The following is a 1,032-nucleotide window of genomic DNA, read 5'->3' on the forward strand; positions in this document are numbered from 1 at the left end:
CGAGCCGATCGCGATTGTGGGGATGGGGTGTCGTTTCCCCGGTGGGGTGGATTCGCCGGAGGCGTTGTGGGAGTTGGTGGCGTCCGGTGGTGACGGTGTGTCGGGGTTCCCGGTGGACCGGGGCTGGGACCTGCCGGGACTGTTCGGTGAGGGTCCGGGGACGTCGCTGGCGCGGGAGGGTGGTTTCCTGCACGACGCGGCGGAGTTCGACGCCGGGTTGTTCGGGATCAGTCCGCGTGAGGCGCTGGCGATGGATCCGCAGCAGCGGCTGCTGCTGGAGACGTCGTGGGAGGCGTTGGAGCGGGCGGGTGTGGATCCGTTGTCGTTGCGGGGGTCGCGGACGGGTGTGTTCGCGGGCCTGATGTACCACGACTACGCCTCCAGGCTGCCCGCCACGCCGGACGAGGTGGAGGGTCTTCTGGCCAACGGCAACGCGGGCAGTGTGTTCTCGGGCCGTGTGGCGTACGTGTTCGGTTTCGAGGGTCCGGCGGTGACGGTGGACACGGCGTGTTCGTCGTCGTTGGTGGCGTTGCATCTGGCGTGTCAGTCGCTGCGGTCGGGGGAGTGCGACACGGCTCTCGCGGGTGGGGTGACGGTGATGGCGACGCCGGCGACGTTCGTGGAGTTCTCCCGGCAGGGGGGTCTGGCGGCGGACGGGCGGTGCAAGGCGTTCGCGGAGTCGGCGGACGGTACGGGGTGGGCCGAGGGTGCCGGTGTGCTGGTGCTGATGCGGCTGGGTGAGGCGCGTCGGCTGGGCCGGCCGGTGCTGGCGGTGGTGCGGGGCAGCGCGGTCAACCAGGACGGTGCGTCGAACGGGCTGACCGCGCCCAACGGTCCGTCCCAGCAGCGTGTCATCCGGCAGGCTCTGGCGTCCGCCCGGCTCACGGCCGCGGAGGTGGATGCCGTCGAGGCGCACGGTACCGGTACCCGCCTGGGTGATCCCATCGAGGCGCAGGCGCTGCTCGCCACCTACGGGCAGGCGCGCGGTGACGCCGGTGAGCCGTTGTGGCTGGGGTCGGTGAAGTCCAACCT

General features: G+C 71.3%; 1 protein-coding gene. It reads left to right on the top strand.

All coding sequences use genetic code 11. The features are described 5' to 3' along the window. Positions 1-1,032, top strand: a 1,032-nt coding sequence (locus ACZ56B_RS32905; RefSeq protein WP_468798780.1) for a beta-ketoacyl synthase N-terminal-like domain-containing protein, incomplete at both ends; no start/stop codon positions are given.

The sequence above is a fragment of the Streptomyces sp. NPDC034670 genome (assembly GCF_055574875.1).